An 8244-nucleotide genomic window follows, 5' to 3' on the forward strand; every position below is an offset into this window, starting at 1 on the left:
GCTCCGCCGATAGCGCCAACCCGGAGCCACGCAGGCGGCGTAGCACCTCCCAGCCATCCAGCCCGAGCATAATCACGTTGAGGATCAGCAGGTCATAGGCCTCGGCCAGCGCCTGTTGCAACACCTTGCTGCCGCTCCCCACCCGGTCGACGGCGAAGCCCGCCCCGCTCAGGCCCTGCTGCAGGTAGGTGCAGATCTCCGGATCGTCTTCGGCTGCCAGGATCTTCATGACAGTCTCGCTCGCGATTGCTCGAAAGTCGATTAGTGTCGGCCCCAGAGCGACCGCCAGCCACTGGCTGACTGCAGCGATGCTACCGTCGAGCACCCTGCCGGAGCATTTGGGTAACAACCGAACAACCGCAGCTCGGTATTTCGGCGAAGCTCGCAAAAAGCTAACATGGTCACAAATTTTGGCTCACCCGCTCGAAAGACGGGGTCGCAAAGCCTCCGGTCTAACGCCGCCTGCCCAAGAAGCGGGCGGCCATGATAGCGGGGTTGCCGGTCGAGCTGGTTCCGCCTTGCGGGGCCGATCGCTCTGCCGCCAAGAAATGCAGCGTTTCCTTTGGCGCTGCAGCTCTTTGCGCCTCCGCTCCTGCTTGCGTGGCTGGCCCGCATCTCCCAGGCCTCCAAGCAGTCATAATCCGGAGCAAAGGACCGTTCAGCATGTCTTCCTTGGCAATGCACTACCCGAGTCCGGAGGATACGCCATCCTCCCGAAAGTCTCGGCTGGTAAAGCCTCTCCTGTGCTCTATATTCGAAGCGCCTCGAGTCGTGCCTGCTGCCCGGCCAGCGCGACTTTGCCAAGATAGCGCTCCACAAGTAGGACTCGGAGCATGCTCGAACCTTCCGGCAGTTACCTTACCTGCGAGGCGATGGCATGGTGGCCAGCCTGGTCGCTCCCGCTGCATCTGCGCTTGCGGGTTCTCGCGGCGAACTCCCGGCGATCCATGTGGCATGAAGTACTGCTTGATATGCTTTGGGAAACCTCATTATCCGGCGGTTCCGGCCACCGGCCGATGCCTCAGCGAGGTTTTCCGGTAGCCCATGCACGACAAAAACAGCAACGCCACTGCAGGCGGGTCGAGCATCGCCCTTATCTGCAGACTACGGCAGCTCTCCTGGAGAATCCTGGCCACGGCCGGGTTGTACGTGCTGGCCGGTCAGGTCGGCCTGCTGCTGCCCCAGGCGTCGGTCTATGCCTCGCCGATCTGGCCAGCGGCCGGCCTGGCCGTCGCCACACTGCTAGCCTGGGGCTGGCGTTGCTGGCCGGGCATCTGGCTGGGAGGAATGGTGGTCGATCTGTGGCTCGCCTCCTCCTCTCACAGCCTGGGACTCGTCGCCCTCGCTGCCGCTGCGACGACCGCCCAGGCATTGCTGAGCGCCTGGCTGGCCCGAGGCTACCTGCAAGGCACCTGGCGTGTTCAGGGCGACCGCGGGCTTGCCCTATTCCTGCTGACAGCCGGCCCGCTCGCTTGCCTAATCGCTCCCACCCTCGGCAGCGCCCTGTTGTTCGCTGGCGAGCGGGTCGCTGCAGACAACCTGATCAACGCATGGTTATACCGGTGGGTCGGCGACAGCCTCGGTGTACTACTGTTCGCTCCGATGATCCGCCTGCTCTGGCCTGGCCCGCATCCCCTGCGCCCCCCCGGCGGCAGCTTCCGCTTCGCCCTGCCGCTGATCGTCACCGCCACTCTGCTGGTGGTCGGCCACCTTGGCCTGATCCGACTGGAAGCGCTGCGCGCACAGAGCGAGGCACGCACCCTGATGGAAGTGATCGGCGACGGCGCCACGCTGGAAATAACCGAAACCCTGCTGCCACTGGAGGGGCTGGCGCACTTCTTCGCCGCCAGTCAGCAGGTCACCCGCACGGAGTTTCACGCCTACACCCAGAGCTTCGTCAACCGCCCTGCCATCCACTCGGTGGACTGGGCGCCGCGGATCGCTCATAGCGAGCGCGCAGCGTTCGAGGCCGCCGTCATCCGCGAAGGCTTCCCGGGCTATCGCATTGCCGAACTGGACCGCGACTTGCGCATGCAGCGAGCCGGCGAACGCGCCGAGTACTATCCGATCCTGTTTAGCGAGCCTCTGGCCGCCAGCCGCCCGATACTGGGACTCGACCACGGTTTCGAAGAACTGCGCCGTCAGGCCATGGCGGTTTCCCGCAAGCGGGGCAAGGCCATGGCCGCCGACCTGATCCGCCTACCGCGGACCGATCGCCACGCCTCCCTGGTCTTCATTCCGGTGTGGCCCCTCGCCGATAGCGGCCATGAGCAGGATATCGGCGGTTATGTGGTTGGGGTCATCGACATGCAGCAGCTCTTCGCCCCACTGCTCACCAAGGCCGCCGAACGCCAATTCGCCCTGCGCATCACGGACGTCACTCCTGGCTCGCCCGACCACCCGCTCATTGACTTGCTGGACAGCGACACTCCGGCCGACTGGCAGCGCGACCTGCATATCGGCGGGCGGACCTGGCGTCTGGAAATGGAGTCCAGCGTTCCGCTCTGGAAGCCGGGCTCGACGACCGAGGAGCGCCTGTTCCTCGGCTTCGCTCTGCTCACCGCCTTTCTCGCCACCTTCGCCACGCTGAGCAGCGCCAGCCGGCATGCCATGGTCTCCCGTGAGGTGGCCGAGCGCACCGATCAGCTCGCCGAGCTGAATACCCAGTTACAGCAGCGGATCGAGGAGCGCAGCCAAGCGCTGGCCGAGCTGCACGCCAAGAAGGAGGAGATCCGTGCAGTCCTCGACCACCTGCTCGAATGCGTAATCACCATCGACTGCCGCGGCATCGTGCAGAGCGTCACCCCGGCCATCGAGCCGCTGCTCGGCTACACGCCGGAGGAGCTGCTCGGGCAGAACGTTTCCTGCTTGATGGACTATCCTCTGCGCGGGCAGCACGACGGCCATATCGCGCGCTATCTGGTCACCGGTGAGAGACACATTATCGGCTCCAGCCGCGAGGTCACCGGCCGTCACAAGGACGGCCACCCGGTCGACTTGGAGCTGAGTGTGTCCGAGTATCACGTACATGGCGAGCGCCTGTTTATCGGCACCCTACGCGACATCCGCGAGCGCAAGAATCTGATCTCCAGCCTGACCCAGGCGCGCGAGGATGCCGAGCAGGCCAGCCGCGCCAAGTCGGCCTTCCTCGCCGCCATGAGCCACGAGATCCGCACCCCGATGAACGGCGTGGTCGGCCTGGTCGACGTATTGGGCCGGGATCGCCTGTCCCAGTACCAGGCCGACCTGGTGAAGACCATCCGCGACTCAGCGAACAACCTGCTCGGCGTGATCGACGATATCCTCGACTTCTCCAGGATCGAGGCCGGTAGGCTGGAGATCGAGCAAGCCCCTGTACCTCTGGTCGAACTAATCGAAAGTCTCTGCGGCACCCTCGGGCCACTGGCCAGCTCACGCGGCGTCGCCCTAGAGCAGGACATCGCCGACGATGTGCCGCGGTGGGTCTGCTCCGATGCCTTGCGTCTGCGGCAGATTCTCTACAACCTGATCGGCAATGCCCTCAAGTTCTCCGGCGGGCGCAGCGAACGCCCTGGCCGGGTCGTGGTGCGTGTCCGCCTCGCCGGCAGCGATCCGCTGCGCGTGGCCATTGCCGTAGAGGACAACGGCATCGGCATCGCCCCCGAGCATCAGGCCAGCCTGTTCAACCCCTTCACCCAGGCGGATTTTTCGACTACCCGCCGCTTCGGCGGCAGCGGCCTCGGCCTGGCCATCTGCAAGCGCCTGGCGAAGCTGATGGACGGCGAAATCACGGTCGCAAGCACGCCGGGCAGCGGCAGTATCTTCACCATCACCCTGCCCCTGCCGACCATCGACGCCCCGTTGGATTTCGATGATGGTCGAACCCTTGCACCGTCCGACTCAGCCGTACCGGTTGATCTCGCGGCCAGCCGACGGATCCTGGTGGTCGAGGACGAGGCCGTGAACCGCAAGGTGATCCAGCGGCAACTCGCCCTGCTCGGCTACCGCTTCGAGATGGCCTGTCATGGCGTCGAAGCCCTAGCCATGTGGCGCCAGGGTGGTTTCGACCTGATCCTCAGCGACCTACACATGCCGGAAATGGACGGCTACGAGATGACCGAAATAATTCGCCACGAGGAAGGCTCTGACCACCACATCCCCATCCTGGCGCTGACTGCCAACGCACTACGCGACGAGGCTGCACGAGCCCGCGCCTCCGGCATGGACGACTACCTGACCAAGCCCATCCGCCTGGCCAGCCTTGAGGCCGCTCTCGCGCGCTGGCTACGCCGCGACGCTACTCTCGAGCGGAACACACCGCCAACGCCCGCGGTCATCGAGGAGCCCCCGCTGTTCGACCTGAGCGCACTGGCTGCACTGGTCGGCGAAAACCCTCAGATAATCCGTGACATCCTCGGCGACTATGTCGAGGCACTGGGCGACCTGACGCTGCAATTGCAGGACTCCTTCGCAGGCAACGACCTGGACGCCATCGGTGCCCTTGCCCATCGCCTCAAGTCGTCGTCCCGAGCCGTAGGCGCCGCGCGGATGGGGCAGCTGTGCGCAGCACTCGAACAGGCCATCGAGGATGGCGACAGCATGGCGCTGACCCGTGACATCGCCGAGCTCCCCGCCCTACTGGCCACCACAGCCGAGCGGATCGAACAGTTTCTTCTGGAAAAGAACGGTCAGGCATGACCACGAGGCAATCCCTATGAGAATTCTGGTAGTCGACGACGACCCCTTCATCTGCAGGCTGCTGGTCCGCCAACTGAAGACCCTCGGCTGCGAGCAGGTGACCGACTTCAATCGGGCCCTTGCTGCGGTAGAACATCTGGAGCGCGATCCCGGTGGCATAGACCTGATCTTCTGCGATCTGCAGATGCCCGAGATGGATGGCATCGAGTTCATCCGTCATCTGGTACGCCTTGGCTATGCGGGCTCCCTGGTGCTGATCAGCGGCGAGGACGAACGCATCCTGCAGAGTGCCGAGCGCCTGGCCCGAGAGCATAAGCTGCGCGTGCCGGGCGCCTTGTTCAAGCCGGTCTCCAGCGCGCAGTTGCAGCAGTTGCTGGAACAGGCTGCGCCCTGCGCCAGTGCCCCACAGGCAGCCGAAGCACGCCGCTACGACGCCGAGGAGCTGGCCCACGCCATCGGGGTCGGCGAACTGGTCAACCACTATCAGCCCAAGATCGATTTCGCCAGCGGCCAGTGCAGCGGCGTCGAGGCACTGGTGCGCTGGCAGCACCCGCGGGATGGCCTGGTCTATCCCGACCGCTTCATCGCCCAGGCCGAAGAGGCCGGACTGATCGACGCCCTGATGTGCGAGGTGCTACGCAACGCCTTGCGCGATGCTCGTCATTGGCGCAAGCAGGGCTTGGAACTGCAGATGGCGGTCAACGTGTCGATGGACAACCTGCAGGGGCTGGACTTCCCGGACTTAGTCGAGCGCGCTGCGCTGGACAGCGGGGTGCCGCTGTCCAGCCTGGTGCTGGAGGTCACCGAAAGCCACCTGATGAAGAACCGCCAGGCGGCACTGGATATCCTCACCCGCCTGCGCCTGAAGCGCATCCACCTGTCCATCGATGACTTCGGCACCGGTCACTCCTCGCTAGTGCAGCTGCGCGATATCCCGTTCAACGAGCTGAAGATCGACCGCAGCTTCGTGCATGGCGCCTGGCGCGACGCCTCCCTGAGCACCATCCTCAATGCCAGCCTGGAGATGGCGCGCAAGCTGGGCATGAAGGCGGTGGCCGAAGGTATCGAGGATCGTGCCGACTGGGACTACCTGCGCCAGGCCGGCTGCGATGTCGCCCAGGGCTGGTTCATCGCCCGAGCCATGCCGGCCGAGCAACTGCCGGCATGGCTGCAGGACTGGGAGCGTCGCCGTGCCGAGCTGATCACTCCTATCTGCGATGGCTGAGCGTCGCGACCGCTCGTCTGTGCGGCACGCCTCCGGCCGCACAGACTTCCTTTTGCCTCGTAAAAATACCCATCGGCTCGTCAGAACAACAATGAACCCTCCAGATTCTCTTGCGTCTCCCCCCTCATCCCGGCAACTGTGTCTGCCAAGATCCCGTGGCCTGCGGCGACTGGCACAGATATCCGCGCTGGCTCTGAGCTATTTCGCCCTCTCCCAGTTAGCCCTGGCGCTCAACAGCCCCTCCAATCATGCAGTGATGCTCTGGCCGGCCGCCGGCCTGGCCCTCGTCGCCCTGCTCGGTTGGGGCATCGCGCGCTGGCCAGGGGTCTGGCTCGGCTATTTCGCCTCCGACCTGTTGTACCGTCTACAGATAGCAACCGGCGAAGACAACGCAAACCTGATAGCCCTGTCTGCCCTGCTCGCCAGTGGAGCCAGCCTGCAGGCGGTGCTCGGCGCACGCCTGCTACGCCCCCTCCTGCAACGCAGCGACCCGCTGGAGAATGAGCAAGAGGCATTTCGCTGCCTGTTGCGGGCGATCCCGCTGAGCAGCCTGATCGCCGCGAGCGTCGGCTGCACAGGCTTGATCCTGCTGCAGAACCTGCCTTTCGCGCGGCTGCTAGAGACCTGGCTCACCTGGTGGGCCGGCGATACCCTGGGCATCCTCCTGGTCCTGCCGCTGCTCCTGCCGCTGCTGCCCCCCCTGCGCCGCCACTGGTCCAGCCGGGTCCTGCACATTGCCATCCCGACCCTGGTCACCTGTGCCCTGGTGATACTCGGCGATGTCTGGCTGCAGCGCCTGGAGCGCGCCAACTGGCAGGCTCGCCTGACCGCGGCCGGCGAGTCCATCCGCGACATGCTCGCCGTCCAGATGACCCGGCAGTCGCAACGCCTGCTGGCAGTCAGCGACCTGTTCGATAGCGGTGTCGAGCCCAGCACCCACCAGCTCGAGCGTTTCGCCCACCGCGCCCTGACCATGGATGGACTGCATGCCCTGGCCTGGGCCCCGCGGGTGACCGATGTCGAGCGCGAAGGCTTCGAGCGCCAGCAGCGGCTGAACGGCTACATCGGCTTCACCATCCGTGAAAACGATGAGCAGGGCATTCCACGTCTGGCCAGCACCCGCCCGGAGTATTTCCCCCTGCAGTTCATCGCCCGCCCGGAGGGCATCAGCCGCCTGAGCGGCATCGATCTCACCAGTTCCCCCGCGAACCACACGGCCCTGCACCAAGCGCGCCTGAGCGGGCACAACATCTGGTCGCCACACCATCCGCTGGGCGAACTCCTGGACCGTCATCCCCATGCCTGGAACCTGTTCGTTCCCGTCTATGCGCACGACTTCGACGCCACCCGGGCCACGCCCGAGGCCCGCGCCCGGGCGCTGCGCGGATATGCGGTGGGTTTGTTCCATCTCGACGGGCTGTTCGCCACCTTGAACCAGCGGGCCGCTCTGCAGGGCATAGCCTATCGCATCTCCAGTCCGGTGCCCGGTCAGACAGGGGTGCTGTTCGACAATCGCCCGACCGACATTCCTCTTGGTCAGCCGGCCTGGCGTACCAGCATCGACGGCCTCGACGGCGAGCGCATGAGCCTCGAAATCTGGCCGCTGCCGGCAACTACCGAAGGCCGCTCGCCGAGCGCCATGCTCTACCTGCTTGCCGGCGCACTGGTCACCTTCCTGGTGGTGGCATTCACACTCATCGCCACCGCGCAGACTGTACGTGCCAGACGCCACGAGCTGGAGCGACGCCAGGAACTGCAGGAAAGCCGGGCGCGCCTGCAGCGGGTGATCGATGCCAGCCAGTTCGGCTACTGGGATCGCGACCTGATCACCAACGAGGTGATCTTCAGTCCGCGCTGGTTGCAGATGCTCGGTTACGACCCCGATGAGCTGCCCAATCGCCACGACACATGGAACCGCCTGATCCACCCCGAAGACCAGCCGCGGGTCCTGGCCTGCATGGAGGAGCACATTTCGGGGCGCAGCCCCGTCTATCGCGCCGAGCACCGTCTGCGCGCGCGCAATGGCGAATGGCGCTGGATTCTCACCAGCGGGCACGTTAGCGGCTACGACGCCCAGGGAAAGCCGACGCAGATTTCCGGCATTCATGCCGATATTCACGAGCAGAAACAGGCTGAAGCCGACCTGCTGGCCAGCCAGCAGGAGCTGCAGCGCCTCAACGCTCGCCTGGAGCAGACGCTGCTGGAGGCCGAACAGGCCAACCAAGCCAAGTCCAGCTTCCTCGCCACCATGAGCCACGAGATCCGCACGCCGATGAACGGCGTGATCGGCATGCTCGAAGTGCTTGCCCAAACCCCGCTCAAACCCCAGCAGCAGGACATGG

The 8244-nt window shown here is 65.2% G+C and carries 2 protein-coding genes, 3 pseudogenes and 1 riboswitch; of the genes and pseudogenes, 4 read left to right on the forward strand and 1 reads right to left on the reverse strand.

Going from position 1 to position 8244, the window contains the following annotated elements:
* Nucleotides 1-19: 19 nt before the first annotated feature.
* A pseudogene (locus BMZ19_RS14795) lies at nt 20-229 on the reverse strand (response regulator); the annotation flags it as partial.
* A 173-nt stretch (nt 230-402) separates the two neighbouring features.
* Nucleotides 403-503: riboswitch (cyclic di-GMP riboswitch) on the forward strand.
* A 541-nt stretch (nt 504-1044) separates the two neighbouring features.
* On the opposite strand from BMZ19_RS14795, the gene BMZ19_RS14800 reads away from it, so the two are divergent.
* The 4 genes and pseudogenes from BMZ19_RS14800 to BMZ19_RS22925 form a co-directional block, all read left to right on the forward strand.
* Complete coding sequence (locus tag BMZ19_RS14800) at nt 1045-4677, forward strand: CHASE domain-containing protein (protein WP_090312150.1); 3633 nt, start codon at nt 1045-1047, stop codon at nt 4675-4677.
* Between the two features lie 16 nt (nt 4678-4693).
* Nucleotides 4694-5902 carry an EAL domain-containing response regulator gene (locus tag BMZ19_RS14805; RefSeq protein ID WP_090312152.1) on the forward strand — a complete coding sequence of 403 codons (1209 nt, stop codon included), beginning with the start codon at nt 4694-4696 and terminating at the stop codon, nt 5900-5902.
* Between the two features lie 91 nt (nt 5903-5993).
* Nucleotides 5994-7988: pseudogene (locus BMZ19_RS14810) on the forward strand (CHASE domain-containing protein); the annotation flags it as partial.
* Nucleotides 7989-8117: 129 nt separating this feature from the next.
* A pseudogene (locus BMZ19_RS22925) lies at nt 8118-8244 on the forward strand (histidine kinase dimerization/phospho-acceptor domain-containing protein); the annotation flags it as partial.

This window comes from Pseudomonas linyingensis (assembly GCF_900109175.1).
GTDB lineage: Bacteria > Pseudomonadota > Gammaproteobacteria > Pseudomonadales > Pseudomonadaceae > Geopseudomonas > Geopseudomonas linyingensis.

Bases quoted from the DNA above. Each gene is read 5' to 3' on its own strand.
- BMZ19_RS14800 (WP_090312150.1), top strand. From the start codon at position 1,045: ATGCACGACAAAAACAGCAACGCCACTGCAGGCGGGTCGAGCATCGCC.
- BMZ19_RS14805 (WP_090312152.1), top strand. From the start codon at position 4,694: ATGAGAATTCTGGTAGTCGACGACGACCCCTTCATCTGCAGGCTGCTG.